This is a genomic window from Rhodococcus sp. BP-241 (genome assembly GCF_019836145.1).
Classification (GTDB): domain Bacteria; phylum Actinomycetota; class Actinomycetes; order Mycobacteriales; family Mycobacteriaceae; genus Rhodococcoides.
Map to the genome: position 1 here is coordinate 268,368 of NZ_JABUEI010000005.1, position 21,179 is coordinate 289,546.

22 protein-coding genes are annotated in these 21,179 nt (G+C 70.0%); 12 read left to right on the forward strand and 10 right to left on the reverse strand.

The features are described 5' to 3' along the window. Nucleotides 1-118 precede the first annotated feature (118 nt). The gene (locus tag HQ308_RS13240) at nucleotides 119-2,710 is read left to right on the forward strand and encodes a sacsin N-terminal ATP-binding-like domain-containing protein (RefSeq protein ID WP_308115778.1); all 2,592 of its coding nucleotides are present in this window, start codon (nucleotides 119-121) and stop codon (nucleotides 2,708-2,710) included. Next, entirely contained in the window at nucleotides 2,707-3,258 is a 552-nt protein-coding gene (locus HQ308_RS13245; protein WP_027504228.1) for a phosphatase PAP2 family protein, read from the forward strand. Before HQ308_RS13240 ends, HQ308_RS13245 begins: the two co-directional genes overlap by 4 nt. Here HQ308_RS13245 and HQ308_RS22630 read toward each other — a convergent pair. Then, nucleotides 3,236-3,370: a hypothetical protein gene (locus HQ308_RS22630; RefSeq protein WP_261769702.1), complete on the reverse strand. Its 135-nt coding sequence runs from the start codon at nucleotides 3,368-3,370 to the stop codon at nucleotides 3,236-3,238. The genes HQ308_RS13245 and HQ308_RS22630 overlap by 23 nt on opposite strands. Before the next feature lie 139 nt (nucleotides 3,371-3,509). Then, nucleotides 3,510-3,773 (reverse strand): DUF2530 domain-containing protein, encoded by a 264-nt coding sequence (locus HQ308_RS13250; protein WP_051612979.1) that lies wholly within the window; start codon nucleotides 3,771-3,773, stop codon nucleotides 3,510-3,512. Nucleotides 3,774-3,825: 52 nt separating this feature from the next. On the opposite strand from HQ308_RS13250, the gene HQ308_RS13255 reads away from it, so the two are divergent. The 3 genes from HQ308_RS13255 (at nucleotide 3,826) to HQ308_RS13265 (ending at nucleotide 7,117) form a co-directional block, all read left to right on the forward strand. Further along, nucleotides 3,826-5,280 (forward strand): NCS2 family permease, encoded by a 1,455-nt coding sequence (locus HQ308_RS13255; protein WP_027504226.1) that lies wholly within the window; start codon nucleotides 3,826-3,828, stop codon nucleotides 5,278-5,280. Nucleotides 5,281-5,342: 62 nt separating this feature from the next. Continuing rightward, nucleotides 5,343-5,771: a MarR family winged helix-turn-helix transcriptional regulator gene (locus HQ308_RS13260; protein WP_056447507.1), complete on the forward strand. Its 429-nt coding sequence runs from the start codon at nucleotides 5,343-5,345 to the stop codon at nucleotides 5,769-5,771. 104 nt (nucleotides 5,772-5,875) lie between these two features. Then, nucleotides 5,876-7,117 carry an MFS transporter gene (locus HQ308_RS13265; RefSeq protein WP_051613067.1) on the forward strand — a complete coding sequence of 414 codons (1,242 nt, stop codon included), beginning with the start codon at nucleotides 5,876-5,878 and terminating at the stop codon, nucleotides 7,115-7,117. On the opposite strand, the gene HQ308_RS13270 is transcribed toward HQ308_RS13265, so the two are convergent. Continuing rightward, the gene (locus HQ308_RS13270) at nucleotides 7,114-8,328 is read right to left on the reverse strand and encodes a GNAT family N-acetyltransferase (protein ID WP_222640915.1); all 1,215 of its coding nucleotides are present in this window, start codon (nucleotides 8,326-8,328) and stop codon (nucleotides 7,114-7,116) included. The genes HQ308_RS13265 and HQ308_RS13270 overlap by 4 nt on opposite strands. A gap of 62 nt (nucleotides 8,329-8,390) precedes the next feature. Between HQ308_RS13270 and HQ308_RS13275 the strand changes: the two genes are divergently transcribed. Both HQ308_RS13275 and HQ308_RS13280 read left to right on the forward strand, forming a co-directional pair. Further along, the gene (locus HQ308_RS13275; protein WP_027504223.1) at nucleotides 8,391-9,194 is read left to right on the forward strand and encodes an RNA methyltransferase; all 804 of its coding nucleotides are present in this window, start codon (nucleotides 8,391-8,393) and stop codon (nucleotides 9,192-9,194) included. Further along, the gene (locus tag HQ308_RS13280) at nucleotides 9,191-9,466 is read left to right on the forward strand and encodes a DUF2537 domain-containing protein (RefSeq protein WP_222627779.1); all 276 of its coding nucleotides are present in this window, start codon (nucleotides 9,191-9,193) and stop codon (nucleotides 9,464-9,466) included. Before HQ308_RS13275 ends, HQ308_RS13280 begins: the two co-directional genes overlap by 4 nt. On the opposite strand, the gene HQ308_RS13285 is transcribed toward HQ308_RS13280, so the two are convergent. From HQ308_RS13285 to HQ308_RS13305, 5 genes are all read right to left on the reverse strand, one after another. Next, nucleotides 9,463-10,179, reverse strand: coding sequence for a hypothetical protein (locus tag HQ308_RS13285; protein WP_222646639.1), 717 nt, complete (start codon nucleotides 10,177-10,179; stop codon nucleotides 9,463-9,465). The genes HQ308_RS13280 and HQ308_RS13285 overlap by 4 nt on opposite strands. A gap of 82 nt (nucleotides 10,180-10,261) precedes the next feature. Continuing rightward, the gene (gene sepH, locus HQ308_RS13290) at nucleotides 10,262-11,122 is read right to left on the reverse strand and encodes a septation protein SepH (protein ID WP_222640911.1); all 861 of its coding nucleotides are present in this window, start codon (nucleotides 11,120-11,122) and stop codon (nucleotides 10,262-10,264) included. 127 nt (nucleotides 11,123-11,249) lie between these two features. Continuing rightward, entirely contained in the window at nucleotides 11,250-12,371 is a 1,122-nt protein-coding gene (serC, locus tag HQ308_RS13295) for a phosphoserine transaminase (RefSeq protein ID WP_222646640.1), read from the reverse strand. Nucleotides 12,372-12,504: 133 nt separating this feature from the next. Continuing rightward, complete coding sequence (locus HQ308_RS13300; protein ID WP_222646641.1) at nucleotides 12,505-13,455, reverse strand: hypothetical protein; 951 nt, start codon at nucleotides 13,453-13,455, stop codon at nucleotides 12,505-12,507. A 194-nt stretch (nucleotides 13,456-13,649) separates the two neighbouring features. Next, nucleotides 13,650-14,771, reverse strand: coding sequence for a citrate synthase 2 (locus HQ308_RS13305; RefSeq protein WP_027504219.1), 1,122 nt, complete (start codon nucleotides 14,769-14,771; stop codon nucleotides 13,650-13,652). A 143-nt stretch (nucleotides 14,772-14,914) separates the two neighbouring features. Here HQ308_RS13305 and pdxH point away from each other — a divergent pair, with 143 nt between their 5' ends. Next, nucleotides 14,915-15,526 carry a pyridoxamine 5'-phosphate oxidase gene (pdxH, locus tag HQ308_RS13310; RefSeq protein ID WP_056447512.1) on the forward strand — a complete coding sequence of 204 codons (612 nt, stop codon included), beginning with the start codon at nucleotides 14,915-14,917 and terminating at the stop codon, nucleotides 15,524-15,526. After that, nucleotides 15,523-16,785: an MFS transporter gene (locus HQ308_RS13315; protein WP_222646642.1), complete on the forward strand. Its 1,263-nt coding sequence runs from the start codon at nucleotides 15,523-15,525 to the stop codon at nucleotides 16,783-16,785. Before pdxH ends, HQ308_RS13315 begins: the two co-directional genes overlap by 4 nt. On the opposite strand, the gene HQ308_RS13320 is transcribed toward HQ308_RS13315, so the two are convergent. Further along, the gene (locus tag HQ308_RS13320) at nucleotides 16,776-17,693 is read right to left on the reverse strand and encodes an NAD-dependent epimerase/dehydratase family protein (RefSeq protein ID WP_222646643.1); all 918 of its coding nucleotides are present in this window, start codon (nucleotides 17,691-17,693) and stop codon (nucleotides 16,776-16,778) included. The two genes, HQ308_RS13315 and HQ308_RS13320, sit on opposite strands and share 10 nt — an antisense overlap. A gap of 98 nt (nucleotides 17,694-17,791) precedes the next feature. Here HQ308_RS13320 and HQ308_RS13325 point away from each other — a divergent pair, with 98 nt between their 5' ends. Continuing rightward, nucleotides 17,792-18,490 (forward strand): TetR/AcrR family transcriptional regulator, encoded by a 699-nt coding sequence (locus HQ308_RS13325; RefSeq protein ID WP_222646644.1) that lies wholly within the window; start codon nucleotides 17,792-17,794, stop codon nucleotides 18,488-18,490. Here HQ308_RS13325 and HQ308_RS13330 read toward each other — a convergent pair. Beyond that, nucleotides 18,477-19,223 (reverse strand): CPBP family intramembrane glutamic endopeptidase, encoded by a 747-nt coding sequence (locus HQ308_RS13330; RefSeq protein WP_307109221.1) that lies wholly within the window; start codon nucleotides 19,221-19,223, stop codon nucleotides 18,477-18,479. The two genes, HQ308_RS13325 and HQ308_RS13330, sit on opposite strands and share 14 nt — an antisense overlap. Before the next feature lie 53 nt (nucleotides 19,224-19,276). On the opposite strand from HQ308_RS13330, the gene HQ308_RS13335 reads away from it, so the two are divergent. Next, nucleotides 19,277-20,251: an aldose 1-epimerase family protein gene (locus HQ308_RS13335; protein ID WP_222646645.1), complete on the forward strand. Its 975-nt coding sequence runs from the start codon at nucleotides 19,277-19,279 to the stop codon at nucleotides 20,249-20,251. Further along, on the forward strand, nucleotides 20,248-21,174 hold the full coding sequence (locus HQ308_RS13340) for a carbohydrate kinase (protein WP_222646646.1): 927 nt from the start codon (nucleotides 20,248-20,250) through the stop codon (nucleotides 21,172-21,174). Before HQ308_RS13335 ends, HQ308_RS13340 begins: the two co-directional genes overlap by 4 nt. The last annotated feature ends 5 nt before the right edge of the window (nucleotides 21,175-21,179 follow it).

Consider the following 21,179-nt stretch of genomic DNA (forward strand, 5'->3'; position numbering starts at 1 on the left):
CTTCGGGACGGAGGCGCTGCGCGAGTCCGTTCTCGCGGCCTGGTCGTCGTCGCCCACCCGACTGCGGGAGGATGCGGCCACGGAGGCCGATCTGGTGGTGGGGGGCTACCGCGATCGCGTGATCACGGAGCTGGCGCAGAACGCCGCCGACGCCGCCTCCCGCGCCGACGTTCCCGGTCGCCTGGCGGTGTGGTCCGTCGGCGACACGCTGCACGTCGCGAATGTCGGTGTGCCGCTGTCGATCACCGGGGTGCAGGCGCTGTCCGCGCTGCGAGCGTCCGACAAGACTTCCGAGCACGCCACGTCCGTCGGGCGATACGGAGTCGGGTTCACCGCCGTCCGTGCGGTGTCCGAGCGTATCGAGATCCGATCCACGTCGGGCTCGATCGTGTTCGACGGATCGAGGACGCGCCGAGCGATCGCCGCGCGTGGGTTCAGTGAGCCTGAGCAGGGCGTTCCCGTCCTCCGATTGCCGTGGGCGTCGGACGACGTGCCGACCCCGGGTTGGGACACCGAGGTCGTGCTGCACGGCGTCGTGGACGTCGCCGAAGTGCTGACCGCGGCCGCCCGTGAGTCGATCGATCTGATGCTCGAACTCGATGCGCTGCAGTCGATCTCCGTCGACGGGACCGAACTCGTACGTGAGGTGTCGTCGGGCCCGGGAGCGTGGACGGACGTGCGGGTCGGCGGCCGACGATGGTGGCGCGGCGACGCGGCGACCGCACGCTGGTTTCTGCCGCTCGAGGACGACGGTCTCACGCCGGACTCACCCGCGCCACTGACGCGGGACGTGCTGCGTGCGCCCACCAGATCCGATGAGGTGCTGACGATTCCGCTGCTCCTGATCGCGGACGTCCCCCTCCAGCCCGACCGTCGACGGGTCCTTCCGGGCGCTGACCTCTCGGTCGTGGCGACCGGATACGCGGCACTGGTCGCCGACCTGCCGGCGTCTCATCGGGCCGCCGCGGTACCGCGTCCGGGACTGCCGGCGTCCGAGGTCGACGAGGCGGTCCGCGCGGCGCTCGTCCGCGACCTGGAGTCGACCGCGTGGGTCCCGACGGCGGCGGGCCGGGCGGTACGTCCCGCGAATGCCGCGGTGGTGGACTCGATCTCAGCCGAATTGGCCGAACTCCTCGTGGACGTCGTGCCGGGTCTGGTGGCACCCGAGGCATCGGATCGCGCGTCGGCGACGACTCTGGCGGCGGTCGGTGTGCGTCGGCTCGGGCTCGCGGGCATCGTCGAGAGCCTGTCGGGGGTGTCGCGACCGCCGATCTGGTGGCACCGCCTGTACGACGCACTGACCGACATCGTGCACGACTCGGCGGACGTCGACGAGTGTGCGGCGCTGCCGGTTCCGCTGACGGACGGCCGCACCGTCACGGGTCCCCGCACGGTGGTGCTGGTGGACGGCGACCGTCTCGGCTCGGTCGGGTGGGCTCGTGTGGTGCACCCGGACGCCGCCCATCCGTTGCTCCGCCGCGCGGGAGCGCGGACCGCTCGCCCGGCCGACCTGCTCGCCGACCCCGCGTTGGCAGCGATGCTCGAGGATCCGGACGACGTGCCGGAGGAACTGGTGCACGACGTGCTGACCCTCGCGGCAGCCGTCGGCGGCGAGACGAGGATCGGCTCCGTCGGGTCGTTGCCGTTGCTCTCGTCGGACGGCGAGATGCGGGCGGCGGACGAACTGCTGTTGCCGGACTCGCTGTTACGGCGAGTGTTGCAGCGGGACAGCCCGTTCGGCGTGGTGGATCGGTCCGTCGTCGACCGGTACGGCGCGGACGCCCTGCGGGTGGTGGGCGTGGGTCACGGCTTCGGCGTCGTGGTGGACGAGACCCCCGCGGGTCCCGATCACGATCTCGACGACGAGGAGGCGTGGTGGGACAGTCTCTCCGGTGAGCCCGGCACCCTGGTCGCCGTGCGTGATCTCGATCTGGTGGACGAGGCGCGCTGGGCGGACGCGCTCACCCAGATCGTCGACGATCCGGTGACGGCCGCGGCGGTGCGGGACCGGACCGGCTACACCGCCTGGTGGCTGCGTCGTCACGCGCGGGTGAACGAGACACCGCTGGGGTTGCTCCGTCTGCCCGGCGACGACTCCCTGCGTGGACTGCTGGACCCCGTCGACCATCCCCGCGCCGCCGAGTTCGCCGCGGCGCTGGCGGGTCCCGCGATCGACGACGCCGACACGGCGGCCGATCTGCTCGCCGCGGCGGCCGATCCCGATCGTGTGGTGTCTCCCGCGGTGGCGATCCGGGTCCACATGCTCCTCGCCGAGGCGGTGGACGCCGGGCGGGTGGATCTACGCGACATCGATCCGCCCGTGGCGGTACGCACTCTCGCCGGCAGCGTGGCCGATCCCGCCGCGGTGGTCGTCCTCGATCACCCGCGGTGGATCGCCCTGCTACCCGCCGACCGAGTCGTGCTCGGATCGACGGCGTCCGCCGACACCCTCGCGGATCTCCTCGACGTGGAGACGGCGTCGACGGCGCTGAGCGTCGAGATCGTGTCGGTGGGGGAGCGGGCGACGGTGGACACCCATCCCGCCCTCGCGGCCGCACGCGCGATCTCGTCGTGGCCGGTCCCGGACGTCGTCGTCCTGCACGACGACCTGGTGGTGCGGTGTCGCGGCACCGTGCGAGTGGAGCGAGCGGTGCCCTTCTGGGTCACCGACGACGGCGAGACGCACGTGTCATGGACGGTGCTGCCGTGAGCGCGGACCGTGATGTCCTCGACTGGATGGTGGATCACCGGAGCGCGGCCCTGACGGACGCCATGACCGTGATCACCACGGTGGGCAACACCGCGGGCGTCGCACTCGTGACGGTGGTGGTCGCGCTGATCCTGGTGCGCCGTGGGCACCGCCATCTCGGGCCGGGCCTCGTGGCCACGGTGTTCACCGGATGGCTCGTCATGAACGCTCTCAAGTACGCGATCCGCCGGACCCGGCCGCCGGTGCCCGAGCGCCTCGTCGACATCTCGACCTACTCGTTCCCGTCCGGTCACGCCATGGTGTCGGCGACCTTCGCGGCGGCGGTGATCACGCTGCTGGTCGCGCTCGGCGCGTTCGACAGTGCCCGGAAACGAACGAGAGCAGCGGCCGCCGTGGTCACGGCGGCAACGCTGCTCATCGGGTTCTCCCGCGTCTACCTCGGGGCGCACTGGCTCAGCGACGTCGTCGTCGGCTGGCTCCTGGGGGCCCTGGTCGGTGTCGCGGGTATCGCGGTGGTGTCGCGACTCAGCGGTCGCGCTGGGCGATGACGAGAAGCTCGTCACGCATCGCGGGGCTGCCCACGTTGTTCGCGCGTGCGTAGAGATCACGCAGTGCCCGAACGTGGCGGCGGCGGTTGAGGAAACTTTCGACGTACTTCACTTCTATCTCTCCGGACGTTGCTCGAGTAGCTGAACTGACATAACCGATTCTCCACGTTACGTCCGTGTTACTCAACCTCGAGGAGGGTGAGTTCCAGCACGTCAGAGGGGGTTTTCGCGCCCGGAACCTGTCGCCCGGGTCACACCTCGGGCGGGTGCACGAGCCCCTTCTGGGCCGTGCGTCGGCCGCGGCGAGCAGCGCGGCGTTGCAGTGCGAACAGTCCGAACCCCAACGCGCCCAGAGCGGTTCCCGTCCAGCAGACCGCGACCGCGCCCGAGAAGGAGTCGACCACCGAGCACAGGACGGCGGCGACGAGGAACAGCAGCGTCCCGGCAGCGAGCACCGGAGCGGGATCGGTCACGCGCGGTGGCAGTCCGGGCGGGGTGGCGGGGGTGGGGCGCACGGCGCCGACGCTACCCGCGCCCCTCACCGGGTCATGGCCTAGTCTCCACTTCATGTCTCGCGCGACGTCTCTCCTCGACTCGTACTTCAAGATCACCGATCGCGGATCGACCATGTCCGCCGAGGTGCGGGGAGGCGTCGTCACGTTCGTCGCCATGGCCTACATCGTGGTGCTGAATCCGCTGATCCTCGGCAGCTTCTCGCCCGACGACGCGGCGGCCAAGACCGACGTGCTGGGCGACATCCTCCCGGTGCCCCAGGTCGCCGCCGTCACGGCGCTCGTGGCCGGCGTCATGAGCATCCTCTTCGGTGTCATCGCCAACTACCCGTTCGCCATCGCGGCGGGACTCGGCATCAACACGCTGCTCGCCGTCACCATCGCCCCGCAGGTCACCTGGGCCGAGGCCATGGGGCTGGTCGTCATCGACGGCATCATCATCGTGGTGTTGGCGCTCACCGGATTCCGCACCGCCGTGTTCGAGGCCATCCCCAGCGAACTCAAGGCCGCCATCGCGGCGGGCATCGGCGCCTTCATCGCGCTCATCGGTCTCGTCGACGCAGGCTTCGTGCGTCGTGTGCCGGACATCGCCGGCACCACCGTTCCGGTCGGCCTGGGCATCGACGGGTCCATCGCGTCGTGGCCGACGGTGACCTTCGTCTTCGGTCTGCTTCTCATGGGCATCCTCGTGGCGCGAAAGGTGCGGGGCGGGTTGCTGATCGGCATCGTCGTCACCACCGTGGTGGCCGCGATCATCGAGGCGATCACCGACACCGGTGCCTCCGCGGGAGTGAACCCGAAGGGCTGGAACCTCAGCGTGCCGGCGCTGCCCGACGTCGTCGTCGACCTCCCCGACCTGTCACTCGTGGGCAACGTCGATCTGTTCGGCGCCTTCACCCGCATCGGCGTCCTGGCGGCCAGCCTGCTGGTGTTCACGCTGGTGCTGGCCAACTTCTTCGACGCCATGGGCACCATGACCGGGCTCGGCAAGGAGGCCGGGCTCGCGAGCAAGGACGGTACGCTGCCGGGCGTCGGCAAGGCGCTCGTCGTCGAGGGTGTCGGCGCGGTCGCGGGCGGCGCGGGTTCGGCGTCGTCGAACACGGTCTTCGTCGAGTCGGCGTCGGGAATCGCCGAGGGTGCGCGCACCGGCCTCGCCAACGTGGTGACGGGCGTGCTGTTCCTCGCCGCGATGTTCCTGACACCGCTGTACTCGGTGGTCCCCATCGAGGCGGCCGCACCGGCCCTCGTCGTGGTGGGGGCGTTGATGATCGGGCAGGTCGCCGACATCGACTTCACCAAATTCCATGTGGCGCTGCCCGCGTTCCTCACCATCGTGGTCATGCCGTTCACCTACTCCATCGCGAACGGCATCGGCGTCGGATTCATCACCTGGGTCGTCCTCGCCGTCGGTCGCGGCAAGATCCGCAGCGTCCACCCACTTCTCGGCATCGTGGCCCTGCTCTTCGTCGCGTACTTCGCCCTCGGGCCCATCACGGACGCGCTCACGTAGTCGGCGCAGATCCGCTGCTCGCGCGGGTCGTTCAGCACCCGCACGTGCCGTATCCTGTGGCGATGCCTCAGGAACTGCGTGCGTTGGCCGGCGACCTCTCCCTCGCTGTCGTCCGTATGACGCGGCACCTGCGAGGCCGCCGCACCAGCCAGGTGACGCTCACGCAGCTCTCCGCTCTCGCGACCCTCGCACGCGAAGGCGCGATGACTCCGGGCACCCTGGCAGCGCGCGAGCGCGTACAGCCGCCGTCCATGACGCGCGTCGTCGCGTCCCTGGGCGATCTCGGGTACGTGGACCGGATGCCCCACCCCACCGACGGCCGTCAGATCATCGTGTCGCTGTCCGACGCGGGCCGTCAGGTCATCGAGGACGAGGTCAACGCCCGCGAGGCGTGGTTGACCGAACAGTTGCGCGGGCTCGACGCGGACCAGCTCGTGGCGATGCGTACCGCGGTCGACATCATGTCGGCCATCGTCAACGAGTCGGAGTGACGCTCCCCGCCTGACCTCGGGCCGAGGTCTCCGCCACCGGAGTAGATTGGTACTTCGTGCAACTACTTCATCGGCGGACGGACGGGTCCGCGGCCCGGCCCTCTCTGTTCGACGCGTTGCACTCGCGCAACTACAGACTGTGGGCGTCGGGTCAGATCGTCTCGCTCATCGGCACCTGGATGCAGCGCATCGCCCAGGACTGGCTGGTTCTCGAACTGTCCGGGGGCAACGGGCTCGCCGTCGGCATCGTCATGGCACTGCAGTTCGGTCCCACGCTGGTGCTGTCCGTGTGGGGCGGGGTGCTCGCGGATCGGTACGACAAGAGACGCCTCCTCATGGCCACTCAGGCCGCTGCCGCCGTGTTCGGGCTCGTGCTCGGGCTGCTCGACGTCGGCGGTGTCGTGGCGCTGTGGCACGTCTACGTCCTGGCGCTGCTCCTCGGCTGTTCGTCGGCGATCGACGCGCCCGTCCGGCAGTCGTTCACCATCGAGATGGTCGGTCCCGCACGGCTTCCCAACGCCATCGGCCTCAACTCGATGACGTTCAACCTCGCCCGCATCGTCGGCCCCGCGATCGCCGGCGTGGGCATCACGCTGGTCGGCACCGGCTGGGTCTTCCTCGTCAACGCAGCCTCGTTCGCCGCGGTGTTCGGCGCCCTCGCCGCCATGCGGCCCGCCGAACTGTTCACCGTCGAGCGTGCACCGCGTCGGAAAGGGCAGGTGCGGGAGGGATTCCGCTACGTCGCGGGGCGGCCGGATCTGTGCGTGCTCCTGGCGACCGTGTTCGTCGTGTCGACGTTCGGCATCAACTTCCCGCTGAGCCTGTCGGTGATCGCGCGCAACACCTTCGACAAGGGTGCGGACGCGTACGGATTCCTGTCCACGGTGCTCGCGGTGGGCACCTTGATCGGCGCGACTCTCGCCGCCCGGAGACGCGGCACCCCCGGGATCCGTCTCTTCGTGCTGTCCGCGGTGGTGTTCGGCATCTTCGAGACTCTGGCCGGAGTGATGCCCGCGTTCTGGGCCGTCGCAGTCATGCTGATCCCGGCCGGCGCAGTCCAGCTCACGTTCAGCACCATCGCGATGAACATCCTGCAGGCGTCGGTCCCGTCAGACATGCGCGGCCGGGTCATGGGCATCTACATGCTGTGCTTCCTCGGCGGAACCCCGCTGGGCAGCCCGTTGCTCGGCTGGGTGGCCGACGTCGTCGATCCTCGCGCACCGCTGGTGCTCGGCGGGATCGTCTCCCTGATCGCGGGCCTGGGCGCGGCGCTGGTCGTGCGCCGCACCCATGTCGCCGACATCGCGATGCCCGACGTAGGGGTCGACGAACCCCGACCCGCCTAGAAGAACCAGCCGATCTGGGGCTGGCTCGGGGTGCCGAAAGCCAGATCGAACTCGTGCAACGCCTTCTCCGACGTCGACGCCACTCGGCCGGCGGCCGCGAACTGGCGAGCGCGGTGCGCGCCGAGGTAGAGGCTGCCGAGGACGGACGAGGACACCGTCACGTCGGGGTCGTCGTCACTGCGGGTGACCTCGGCGTGCCCGTCGCGGGTGACGAAGCGATAGGCGCCGCCGGCATGCAGGAACGGATCCTCCACGCCGATCACGAGATCGGTGTCGATGGCGTACGTCCGCGCCGACAGCGCGGCCGGGACGTCCATCAACCGCACCCACAGGCCGTCCTTGACGCCGGTGACCTGCGGGACACGGCGATCGGTCAGCAGTGTCAGCAGCGGATCCCCGACGGGAAGCGTCACCTCGATCGTCTCCACGAGATCGATGCCGCACATCACCTGCCAGAGATCGGAGCGTGCCTCGTCCGTCGCGGCGATGATGTCGACGATGCGCGCCTCCTGCGCCCCCGCTGTCCCGACGCGGTAGCCGCGGCGGAACGCGATGTATCCGTCGGGGTGGACGATGAAGAAGAGCTTGGAGAAACCACCGCGGGAGTTCTTGCGATCGGCGAAGAAGCGATGCCACCGGGTCTGGGGCATCGGCTGGGCGCCGGCGGTCTGTCGCTGCCACCGTCCGTAGATCTCCGGCAGCAGTTCACGAGCCTCCGCGGACGTCACCAGACGGGCGCCCCGGGGCGGCGGCAGATCCTTGCGGAACGCGGTGAAGCGCCGGTCGATGGTGTAGTTGACACCCTGCGTGGCGGCGCCGTACCCGAACCGCTCGTAGATGGTCGCCTCGCTCGCCGTGAGCACCGACAGGGGCTTGCCCGCCTCCTCGAAGCGCTCGTGCTGCGCGGTGAACATCCGGCGCAGGATGCCGCGTCGGCGATGCGTGGGAGCGACCGACACCCACGACACCCCCGTCGCGGGCAGGGTGCGGCCACCGGGAACGGTGACGTCCATCGGGAAGTGCATCGTGACACCGACCGGCAGGTCACCGTCGCACGCCAGGAAGATCTCGGACGAGGCCGTGAGTATCTTGGTCTCCTCCATGTCCTCGCTGTTCTGGTGCTCACCGAAAGCGTGGGCGTCGAGGAGCGCGATGGCGTCCCAGTCGTCCTCGGTGGCGGTACGGATGGTGATCGTGTCGTCGGTAGTCATCGCAGACGACCTTATCGGCCGCGCCGATGCACCGCCGGAACACGTCCTGAGAAGATGGGTCCGTGGTACACGTCGTCGACATCACCGACCCAGCCGATCCTCGCCTCGACGACTTCCGGGACCTCAACTCCTCGGACCGTCGCCCCGACCTGCCCGAGGGCAAGGGGCTGGTGATCGCGGAGGGTGTTCTGGTGGTCCAGCGCCTCGTCGCGTCACGTTTCGAGCCCCTCTCGCTGCTGGGCGTCGAGCGGCGGCTCGGTGAGCTCGCGGACGATCTCGTGGACGTCGACGTGCCGTTCTACCGCACCACGGCGGACGTCATGGCGGAGGCCGTCGGGTTCCACCTCAACCGCGGTGTGCTCGCGGCCGCCCGGCGCCCCGCACCGCTGGACCTCGCGGACGTCGTCGCCGACGCGCGGACCGTGGCGATTCTCGAAGGCGTCAACGACCACGAGAACCTCGGCTCCATGTTCCGCAATGCCGCCGGCCTCGGTGCCGACGCCGTCCTCTTCGGCGGCGCCTGCGCCGACCCGCTGTACCGACGGTCGGTGCGTGTCTCGATGGGCCACGTGCTGCGCGTGCCGTTCGCCACGGTCCCCGACTGGCCGCGCGGGCTGTCCGTGCTGCGCGACAACGGGTTCCAGCTCGTCTCGCTGACTCCGAATCCCACCGCCGTTCCGCTGGCCGAGGCGATGACGGGGGAGAAGGTCGCGCTCCTGCTCGGCGCCGAGGGGCCCGGACTCACCGAACACGCGATGCGCGCCACCGACGTCCGGGCGCGGATCCCGATGGCACCGGGCACCGACTCGCTCAACGTCGCCACCGCGGCCGCCATGGCGTTCTACGAGCGGGTGCGCACGGGATGAGGGATCCGGACGAACCGACACCGTGGGGCCCGGGAATTGCGTGTGCCGTCGCCGCGGCACTCGTCACCGCCGCCGCGGTGATCTCGCTGGGCCTCACCCTGCTCCGGGTCAGCAGCCTCTTCGCTGTCCTGGTGATGGCCGTGATGGTGGGCGGCGCTGCGCCGTCGGTCGCCCGCCGGCGTGCAGATCCGGTGTGGCGCTTCGTCGTTCCGGGCATCGCCGCCGGCGCGGCCGTGGGTGTGCTGGCGTTCGCCGTCGACGCGTCGGTCTAGCGGCGCCGGAACAGGCCGCGCTTGCGCTGCGGCTCCGGAGTCTCCGGTCGCGGCGGTTCGGGCGGAGGGGTCGCCGCCGGATCGCGCATCGCGAAGTCGCACAACAGCACCGACCCGGGGTCGGTGTCCCCGTCGCGGGCACCGCCGATCATGCGGACGCCGAGCCACTGGGCGCTCGCCGCGTCGGCGAACTCCTGGGGGTGGAACGGCAGCGCCTGGGGATCGGGAAACTTCTCGCCGTCGAACTGCAGCGGATGGTCGCCCGACCAGAAGGGCCGTTCCCACGGGAAGGGAAGACCCTCGTCCTCGTGGATGTAGGTGGGGCCGGCGCTGAACGAGCGCTTCAGGGTGCCGGAGTCCCATTGCGCGAAGGCGCCCCACGCGTGCTCGCGTTCGGAAGCGACGAGAAAGGTGTGCGTGGACGGCAGCAACGACGTCCACGACTCCTCGAGAGTCGACGGGCGCACCGCGGCGGGCTCGGGCGCGCAGACGACGGTGATGCCCGGGTAGCAGCCGACCAGCACGCGGTTCGGCTCCGACGCCACGGCGAACGCCGTCAGGGGAGCCATGCCGACCAGGGTGGGCTCGAGGCCGGGATGGAGCTTCCGTGCGACGGCCGCGGCCGCATCGGTGTCGGACTGCACTCCGGACCGCAGTACCGCGATCGGATCAGGTGCGTCGACGAACCACAACGCTGCTGTTCCCAGCCCCACCGGGCGCCCCCTTGTCGTCGTCCGGTCTCAGACGGTCACATTCTCGGCCGTGAAGATCGCTCTGCCGTGAACACTGCTCGGCTCAGCGGCCGTTGCTGCGCACTCCCAGCAAGACATCCTCCCACGACGGCATGGCCGGCTTTCCCCGTTTGTCCTTCGCGTTCGCATGGCCCGGCGCCGGCTTGGGTTGCGTCGGCTCGGGCTCGGGCTCGGCCTGCACTGCGGGTGTCTCCGCGGGTTCGGGCTGCTCCGCCGTGGTTTCCGTGTCCGAGTCCGCGTCGACCCCGTAGTAGTCGTCGAGGGTCTGCTGCGACGGCGAGTCCTCCTCGGCGGCGACGACGGGGGCCAGCCCTCGGAGCTGGCGGCCGAAATCGGGGTCGATCAGCTCGGACGCCGCGTCGTCGAGGGGCGTGACACTGCCGCCGTGGGCATCCGGCTGGAAACGCCAGTGCGCGGTGTTGGTGGTGCGTCCCGCGGGCCACGTCAGCTGAGCGATCCAGTGATTGTCCTCGTCGCGCCACGCGTCCCACTCGGCCTGGTCCATCGAATGCCCGCGGCCGCGGAACGCGAGTCCCACGATCTCCACGAGGGTGAGCACGGCGGGCCCGTCGGCACGCAGGGGGTGGCCCAGCTGGGCGAGTTCGGCGGCGCGGGAGCGTTCCAGTAGAACCGGGTGCGCGTAGCGCTCCACCTTGCTCGCCGGCATACCCGACTCCTTGGCCACCTGCTCGATGGAGGCGCCGGACCGGATGCGCGCCTGGATCTCGCGCGGTCGCATCAGAGAATCCATCTCGATCTCGATCTGTCCGAGTCGCGCGGCGTCACCACGGGCGGCGGCACGCAACTTCTCGTCGGCCGGCAGACGGAACTTCTCACCGGAGGAATCGGCACAGACGATGTGCTTGCCGTCCGACGCCAGGCCGATCACGTGGATCTCTCGCACGATCACTCCTTTGCGTCGCGACGGCCCCTGCCCCTCGGCTGCTCGCTGTCCGAGCACGGGGCCGGATTCGGTGCCACCCCCGACTGTAATGCACCACAGTGCAGCAGTCGGGGGGACACGCACGCTCTCACGCCAGGTGTTCGACCACGTGATCGATGCAGGCGGTCAGGGCGGTGACGTCGTCGGGCTCGACGGCCGGGAACATGCCGACGCGCAGCTGGTTGCGGCCGAGCTTGCGGTAGGGCTCCGTGTCGACGATACCGTTGACGCGCAACGTCTTCGCGACGGCTGCAGCGTCGACCTTCTCGTCGAAGTCGATGGTGCCGACCACCTGCGAGCGATGCTTCGGGTCGACGACGAACGGCGTCGCGTACTCGGAGCGCTCGGCCCAGTCGTACAGCCGCGACGAGGAGTCGGCGGTCCGTGACGTCGCCCAGTCCAGGCCGCCCTTCCCGTTCAACCACTCGATCTGGTCGGCGAACAGGAGCAGCGTCGCCACCGCGGGGGTGTTGTACGTCTGGTTCTTCGTGCTGTTGTCGATGGCGATGGGCAGCGACAGGAAGTCGGGGACCCAGCGCTTGCTCGCCGCGATCTCGTCGACGCGGGCCAGTGCCGCGGGGCTCATCAGCGCGACCCAGAGGCCACCGTCCGCAGCGAAGTTCTTCTGGGGAGCGAAGTAGTAGACGTCCGAATCGGCCACGTTCACGGGCAGACCGCCGGCGCCCGAGGTGGCGTCGATCGCGATGAGGGCGTTTTCCGAGTCCGCGGGACGCGACACGGGAATGGCCACACCGGTCGAGGTCTCGTTGTGAGCCCACCCGATCAGGTCGACCGACGGATCCGACGTGGGCTCAGGAGCACTGCCCGGCTCCGCGGAGACGACGATCGGGTCACCGATGAACGGGTTGGCCTTGGCCACCGAGGCGAACTTCGAGCTGAACTCACCGTTGGTGAGGTGCAGCGACTTCTCCTTGATCAGGCCGAACGCCGCGGCGTCCCAGAATGCGGTGGTGCCGCCGTTGCCCAGCACGACCTCGTAGCCCTCGGGGATCGAGAACAGCTCGCGCAGACCGTCGCGCACCCGACCCACCACGTCCTTCACCGGCTTCTGGCGGTGGCTGGTGCCGAACACCGACGCGCCCACGTCCACCAGGGACTGGAGCTGCTCGGGCCGGACCTTCGACGGACCGCACCCGAAGCGTCCGTCGCCGGGCTTGAGGTCGGAAGGAATGGTCAGGTTCTCGGCCATACGGGGTTCGCGTCCTTAGTTTCGGTGTGGGCGGTACCGGCGAGATCAGGGTAGTGCAGCCGTGACAGGGGTCGTGCACCCCGCTGGGCGTCTCGGTGCTGGTTGCCCGGTGCTGGTGGGCCGGCGGGCGCGGTCACCCCACCCGAGTGGTGCGCGGCCGTGCGCCCCCGCACCCTGCGGCCAGCACCCGACGCAGTTCGCGGCCGAGTTGCGGCGACGTCAGATCGGACCACGTCCAGCGCACCACAGTCCATCCGTGTGCGCGGAGCAGGTCTTCGCGACGCTTCTCCCGCACCAGGACGTCGGCGGGTGACTCGCCGGGGCGTGCGAGAGCCGAGTACTTCGAGACACCGTCGAACTCGCCGATCACACCCTCGTCCTCCCACAAGAAATCGGGGCGGAAGGTGGTGCGGCGGTCCGAGAGCATCAGCGTGACCTGCAGTTCCGGGCACGGAACGCCGAGATGGTGCAGATACACGCGGCTCCGCGACTCCCCGACGCTCTCGCTTCGCCCGTCCAGGAAGCCGAGTACAGACTCGGCGGCGGTGCGTCTGCGATGGGACGGCGTACGGCTCAGCGACTCGCGCACCGACTCCGGCGTCACGAGATGTCGGTGCAGTGCGGAGTCACCGGCGCAGACCGCATCCTCGAACGGGAGGGTCCGCGCGAGGTCGGCGACGGTGCGCGCAGCGGACGTGCAGCGCAGGCCGTCGATGGCGTCGACGTCCCGCTCGGTCAGACCGTCGGCATGCACGTGGCGATGCCGACCGACGTGGCCACCCGACGATCGCGGGATGCCGAGATGCACCCGTTCCGGGACTCGCCACAACGACATCCCGTGCACCAAGGCTGCGGAACCGTGTGCGGCGGCCGCCGCGGGGGCGCTCGCCAGCAGCGTCGCGCGCACCTCGAGCAGGTGCCGGCCGGTGGCGTCGAGCGATTCGAGGACCGCAGCCGGAACGTAGATGCCGCGCCGGACGACGGCGATCTCGCGACGCGCCAGTGCAGCCTTGATCTCGGCGTCGGTGGCGCCGCGTGCCAGTGCGTCACGACGGCTGAGCAGGTGTTCCCCGTAGAAGTTCACGGCCGCAGTGTGCGCACGAGTCGGTCGCCCGCGCTGCGGCCGTCCACAGTCGGCCGTCATCCCCGGGTTCGAGCGCCCGCCCCTTGCCCCGCGCGCACCGCTCGGCTACGCGCGCAGGACGAGAAATGCGCGAAACACCGTGCGGTGCGCGCGGCGGAAACCCGGGCACCCAGCAACTGGGCACCCCGCCTACCTCACGCGATGGTGCCCCACCCCTCGACGCTCTCGGGGGAGCGCGGTGCGGGGCCGGTGTAGATGGCGGCGGGACGCACGAGCTTGCCGAGGCGTTTCTGTTCGAGGATGTGGGCGCACCAGCCGGCGGTGCGGCCGCAGGTGAACATGGCGGGCATCATGTGCGCGGGTACTTCGGCGAAGTCGAGGATGACGGCCGCCCAGAATTCGACGTTGGTCTCGATGGCGCGGTCGGGGCGGCGTTCGCGCAGTTCGGCGAGTGCGGCCTGTTCGAGGGCGGCGGCGACCTCGAAGCGGGGTGCGTTCAGGCGCTGCGCGGTGGCGCGGAGGACGCGGGCGCGGGGGTCCTCGGCGCGGTAGACGCGGTGCCCGAAGCCCATGAGCTTCTCTTTCCGGTCGAGGATGCCCTTGACCAGTGCCCGTGCGTCGTCCGACTTCTCGACTTCCTCGATCATGGGGAGCACGCGGGCGGGGGCGCCGCCATGGAGCGGTCCGGACATGGCGCCGATGGCTCCGGAGAGGGCGGCGGCGACGTCGGCTCCGGTGGAGGCGATGACGCGGGCGGTGAAGGTGGAGGCGTTCATGCCGTGCTCGGCGGCGGAGACCCAGTAGGCGTCGATGGCCTCGGTGTGGGCGGGATCGGGGTCGCCCTTCCACCGAGTCATGAATCGTTCTGTGACGGTGGAGCACTGGTCGATTCGCGTCTGCGGCACGGCCGGCTGGTAGATGCCCCGCGCGGACTGGGCGACGTAGGACAGCGCCATGACGGAGGCGCGGGCGAGGTGTTCGCGGGCGGTGTCGTCGTCGATGTCGAGGAGCGGTTCGTAGCCCCAGATCGGTGCGAGCATCGCGAGTCCGGCTTGGACGTCGACGCGGACGTCGCCGGTGTGGATGGGGAGGGGGAAGGGTTCGGCGGGCGGCAGTCCGGGGCCGAAGCGTCCGTCGACGAGCAGTGCCCACACGTTGCCGAAGGTGACGCCCTTGCCGACGAGGTCCTCGATGTCGACGCCGCGGTAGCGCAGTGCGCCGCCGTCCTTGTCGGGTTCGGCGATGTCGGTGGTGAAGGCGACGACGCCCTCGAGTCCGGCGACGAAGCCCTCCGGTACCACTGTTTCCTGGGCCATGAAGATCCCTCGTTCTCCTGTGTCCGCGGACCCCGCTTTCATGCGTGGACCTGCACCTCACCGCACCCTAGTGGGTAGCGCGGGCCGCACCGTACTCCGGGAGTAGCGTCTGCGCGGTGAGCGAGAACATCGACCTGGCGGATATGCGGGTGGCGTATGGCGGGGACGACGATCTCGAGGAGAGCGACCTCGCCGACGGCTGGCTCGCGCTCGCCCGTGTGTGGTTGCAGCAGGCGATCGACGCGCGTCTGCCGGAACCGAATGCCATCACACTCGCGACGGTGGACGCGGACGGCCGACCGGCGACCCGCACGGTGCTGTGCAAGGAGTTGTCGGAGTCGGGTGTGGTCTTCTACACGAACTACGGATCCGCGAAGGCCCGCCATCTCGAGTCGACGCCCTTCGCATCGGCGACGTTCCCGTGGATCGGCATCCAGCGCCAGCTCACGGTGCGCGGACCGGTCACGCGGGTGAGCGCCGACGAGACGGCTGCCTACTGGTCCACCCGGCCGCGGGGGTCGCAGCTCGGTGCGTGGGCGTCGCAGCAGTCGAGCCCCATCGGATCGCGTCAGGACCTGGAACGGCACCTCGCCGACGTGACCGACAGGTTCGAGAACCAGGATGTGCCGGTGCCTCCGAACTGGGGCGGCCTCCGCATCGCGCCCGAGTCCGTGGAGTTCTGGCAGGGCCGGAACAACCGTCTGCACAACAGGCTGGTGGTCACGGCGTCCGGCGTCGAGCGTCTGCAACCGTGAAACTTCTCGCCGACACCACTCCTCTCCAGAATCCCGATTATCGACGCCTGTGGGCCTCGGGCGTCGTCACGGTCATCGGCGCCCAGCTCTCGGTCGTCGCTGTGCCGCAACAGATCTTCCAGATCACGTCGAGCTCGGCGTACGTAGGACTCGCGGGTGCTTTCGCGTTGGTTCCGCTGGTCGTGTTCGGGCTGTGGGGCGGGGCGTTGGCCGACGTGATGGATCGGCGCACCCTGCTGATGATCACCACGGTGGGGATCGGCGCGACGTCGTTCATGCTGTGGCTGCAGGCGCACCTGGGGCTGAACAACGTGTGGATCGTGTTGGTGCTGCTCGCCGTGCAGCAGGGCTTCTTCGCGGTGAACCAACCCACGCGCAGCGCCATCATCCCGCGCCTGATTCCGGTGCGGCAGTTGCCCGCCGCCAACTCACTCAACATGACGGTGTTCAACTTCGGTGCCATCGCGGGCCCGATGCTGGCCGGTGCGTTGATTCCGGCGTTCGGGCTGCCGACGCTGTACCTGCTCGACACCATTGCGCTGTCGGTGACCCTGTGGGCAGTCGCGCGACTGCCGAAGATTCCGCCGACGGGGGAGTCCCGACGCGCGGGTCTGCGCGAGGTGTTCCAGGGGTTCGCCTACCTGGCGACGCAGAAGGTGCTGCTCGCCTCGTTCGTCGTGGACATCATCGCGATGGTGTTCGGGATGCCGCGCGCACTGTTCCCCGAGGTGGCCACCGAGACGTTCGGTGACCCGGCCGAGGGTGGACTCGTCCTCGGACTGCTGTTCGCGTCGCTGTCGGCGGGCGCGGTGCTGGGCGGAATCTTCTCGGGGTGGTTGCCGCGCGTGCAGCGTCAGGGTGTCGCGGTGATCGCGTGCATCGTGGTGTGGGGCGGCGCGATGATCGGGTTCGGCGTCTCCGTGGCGCTCGCGACCGTCGGTCAGCGAGGGTGGGCGCTGTACCTGGCGCTGGGCTTCCTGGCGATCGGCGGCGGCGCCGACATGATCTCCGCCGCGTTCCGGAGTTCGATGCTGCAGTCCGTGGCCACCGACGACATGCGTGGCAGGTTGCAGGGAGTCTTCATCGTGGTGGTCGCGGGCGGCCCGCGGGTGGGCGACGTCCTGCACGGCGCGGCCGCCTTCATGGTGGGTACCGCGGCCGCGGCGGCGGGCGGCGGGGTGCTGGTCATCGTCGGGGTGATGATCGCAGCCCTTGCGATCCCGGCGTTCGTGAAATACCGCGTCACCGCTCAGACCTGAGCGGTGCGGCGGCACACCTCCGCCCAGGGGGTGGGCTCGATACCCAGCATCTGCTGTGACCGCGTCGATTCGAGGACGTAGGGCGCGGTGCGTTGGTAGGACAGCTGGTTCAACTCTCGCAGCATCGGCACGGCGAGACCCGCTGCCCGCGTGATCGACCGGGGCACCACGCGTACGGGGACCGGGGGCTTGCCCACGGCCTCGAGTGTGTCGGTGATCGCTTGTCGCAGTGTCACAGCGGGATTGGTCGGCGCGTGCCACACCTGTCCCCACGATTCGGGGGTGTCGACGGCGGCGATCAGCGCTCGCGCCTCGTCGAGGACATCGGTGAACGAGTGCGGCACGTCGGCTGCATCGATCGCCCAGACGGCCTTGCCGTCGAGCGCAGCGGGGAGGAGACGCGTGACATGCCCGTTCGCGCCGACTCCCGTTCCCACGTAGTCCGAACCGCGTACCTCGACTGCCCGCAGAGTTCCGGCGCGGTGCGCGTCGGCGAGGTCGCGCCACATCTGCGCTCGCAGCGCGCCTTTGTGGTCGGCGGCGGCGTCGGGCATTCCTTCGCGCATGACACCGTCGGCGACGGGCCCGTACGGGTAGAGGTTGCCCGTGACGGCCAGGACGGCACCTGTCCGTTCGGCGGCGCTGCGCAGCGACCGCGCCAGCGGCGGCCACATCTGCTGCCACTGCGTGTAATCGCCGGGGTTGGCGCAGTTGTACAGCGCACGGGCGCCTTCGGTGAGCGCGCTGAGAGCGTCGGCGTCGGAGGCATCCGCGGCGGCGGCCGTGACACCCGGGACGGCGGTGCCTCGGCGGGAGACGAGGACGACCTCGGAGCCGCGGTCGGCGAGAAGGCGGGCGACATGGGAACCGACGGGGCCGGCCCCGACGACGACGTGACGATCGGACATGGGAAACACCTTCCGTAGTGGAGAGCACCGCTCTCGACACAACTATGAGAGCACCGCTCTCGAAAGTCAAGAGCGGTGCTCTCGGTTACTGTGGGCGCATGCCCACGCCCCGCGAAGCCGCACGCACGGAGACGATGGCAGCGATCCTGAGCGCCGCACGGACGCAGCTCGCCGAGGTCGGTCCCGCGTCGCTGTCGCTGCGGGCGGTGGCGCGGGAGATCGGCATGGTGTCCTCGGCCGTCTACCGCTACGTGGCGAGCCGGGACGACCTGCTCACCGCGTTGATCGTGCAGTGCTACGACGAGCTGGGTGCGGCCCTCGAGGATGCGGATCCGCAGGGTGGGAAGCCTGTCGACCGCTGGGTCGCGGTGTGTGACGCACTGCGATCGTGGGCCGCGGCGCACCCGCACGAGTACGCGCTGCTGTACGGCTCGCCCGTGCCCGGCTATCGAGCGCCGCAGACGACCGTCGGTCCGGCCACGCGCCCGACTCTCGTGGTGGTGAGCATCGTCGTCGATGCGCATCGGTCCTCACCGCCGGTCCGTATCGAGCACGACATCTATTCACCGGCGCGCGACTTCGTCGTGGAGCACTATCGCCAGGCCACCGGTGAGGACGTCGGCGGCGTGATGACGACCGACCTGGTGGCCCGCACGTTGTCGGCGTGGATCACGGTCTTCGGCGCGGTGTCGTTCGAGCGTTTCGGCCATCTGGTCGGCGTCACCGAGGACACCGGCGCGTTCTACGCCGACATCGTGCGGAATCTCGCCGCGACGCTCGACCTCAGTGGAAGGTGACGTGCCACACCGCGAGTGCGGCCAACGCGCCGGCGCCGTTGAGTGCCCAGTGCAGACCGATGGGAGCGAGGATGCTCCCGCCGCGATGGCGCAGCCAGGTGAAGACGAAGCCGGCGACGGTGGTCCCGGCGACCGCGCCGCACACCCCGATGATCTGGCCGAACAGTCCGGTTCCCAGCACGGCGGAGAACCCGTCGTTGCCCACTGTCAGGCCGAGTGACGACGCCACGTGCCACAGGCCGAAAAGTAGCGAGCCGATGACGGCGACCGCGCGAATGCCGAAGCGCCGCGACAACTTCGCGTGCAGGACGCCGCGGAACGCGAGTTCCTCGGGAATGACGGTCTGGAGCGGGATGATGACGAGGGCCGCGAACAGCGTGGCGCCGACGTTGACGCCGTACCGCTCGTTGAGGAAGGCGCTCTGGGTGAGGGGGATCGAGGCGGCGATGGCCACCACCACCAGCGTGAGTCCGGCCGCAGCGGCGCCGTGACGGGCTCCGCGCCCGATGTTGCTCAGCCCGAGGTCGCTCCACTGGACGCCGCGCGCACGAGCGAAGGCGAGCAGGAGCAGGGCCCCGACCGGCACCGCGGCGACCGCGATGGGAGTGGGCGCGAAGTGCGCGGTCAGGTTGAAGACCACGAGGGCGGCGACGACCACGACGATGTCGACGAGGGTCCTGTCGAACCAACGGCGGGATGTCACCGGTTCGGTGGCGACGACGACTGTGGACACCCGATCCACCGTACAGAGAACGGCGCGTCACATCAGGGCGGTAGCGTGCTGCCATGGTCGACGACGCGCCATCCGCCCTGTCCCATTCGCTGCGCCACGGTGCGTACAGAGCCGACGTCGCCGCCACCGGTGCGGGACTGCGAGCCCTCGAGCATGCCGGCCGGCGGCTCACCGAGACGTGGGACGCGGGCAGGCCGGAGGCCGGTCGGGATCGGGTCGCCCTCAAACCCCCGTTGTCGGCGGGGCTTGTTCTCGCACCGTGGCCCAACCGCACGCGCGACGGCCGGTTCACGTTCGACGGTGAGACACATCAGCTCGAGATCACCGAACCGGCCCGGAACAACGCGAGTCACGGACTCGTCCGTCGACGGGAATGGGACGTCGCGGAGCGGTCCGACTCGTCGATCACCCACACCATCGACATCGGTGGCGAGCAGGGATGGCCCTTCGCGCTGCGGCTGACAGCTCGGCACAGCCTCGGTGACGACGGTCTGACCGTGACCCACACGGCGACGAACGTCGGGGATCGCACGGCGCCGTTCGGCATGGGCGTCCACTCGTTCGTCCGCGCAGGCGATGCGCCCCTGGACGAGTGCACGCTCCGACTCTCGGCGGGTGTGCGTCTCCCGCTCGACGGCGAGCGCAACCTGCCCAGCGGCGGCCCCGTGCCCGTGCAGGACACGGACCTCGACTTCGCTGCGGCGCGGAGCCTCGCCGGAGTCTGGCTCGACACCCCGTTCAGTGCCCTCGTCCCGGACGCGGACGGCATCGCACGGCAGTACCTGACGCCGCCGGACAGCGCAGCCACCGTGCTGTGGACCGACGCGAACTTCCCGTGGGTGCAGGTGTTCACGGCGGATCCGGCGCACGATCAGGCCTACCCGGACCGCGGCCGCGCCCTGGCGATCGAACCGATGACGTGTCCACCGGACGCGCTGAACTCAGGGGTGGGGCTGATCGTGCTGGAGCCGGGGGAGACCTGGACCGGGAGCTGGGGCATCCGGGCGGACGACGGGAGCGCCTCGTGACGATCCTCGTGTGCGGCGAGGCGCTGGTCGATCTGGTGCCGGATCGCCAGGGCGGTGGTCCCGCGTTGACGCCGAAGCTGGGCGGCGGCCCGTTCAACGTCGCCGTCGCGCTCGGCCGCCTCGGTGCGGACGTGCAGTTCCTCTCCCGCATCTCCCGCGACCCGTTCGGCCGCGACCTGGTGGCGTGGCTGGAGGCGTCGAAGGTGGGACTCGACCTGCTGCAGCGTGGGCCGGAGCTGACCACGCTCGCCCTGACCGTGCTCGACGCGCACGGCGCCGCCGAGTACTCGTTCTATGCCGACGGCACCGCGGACCGACTCGTCGAGGCGCCCGCGACCATCCCCGAGTCGGTGACCGCGGCGTCGTTCGGCACGTTGTCGCTGCTCTACGAGCCGGGCGCGAGCGTGTACGCGGCGCTGCTCGCGAGGGTGCACGACGCCGGGGTCCTGACGATGCTCGATCCGAACATCCGCCCGGCCGCGATGACGGACGGCGACGGTTACCGCGCCCGGTTCCGTACCTGGCTTCCGTCGATCGACATCCTCAAGGTGTCGGTCGAGGACGCGGGATGGCTGGGGGAGGGGCCGCAGGGCACCACCGTCCGAGACTGGTTGGACGCGGGCGTGACGGCCGTCGTCGTCACGCGCGGCGGGGACGGACTGTCGGTGGTCACCACGGCCGGCGAGACAGTCGTTCCCGGTGTGTCGGTGCAGGTCGCGGACACCATCGGTGCGGGCGACACCGTCCACGGGGCGATGCTCCACCACCTGACGGAGCACGGCGTGCGCTCGTCGGCGGACCTTCTGCGACTCGATTCACAGGCCTGGACGGCGGCTCTCACGTTCGCCGCGAAGGCAGCCGCCATCACCGTGTCACGACCGGGGGCGGACCCTCCCTGGGCGGACGAGGTCGGCGACGACTAGTTTTA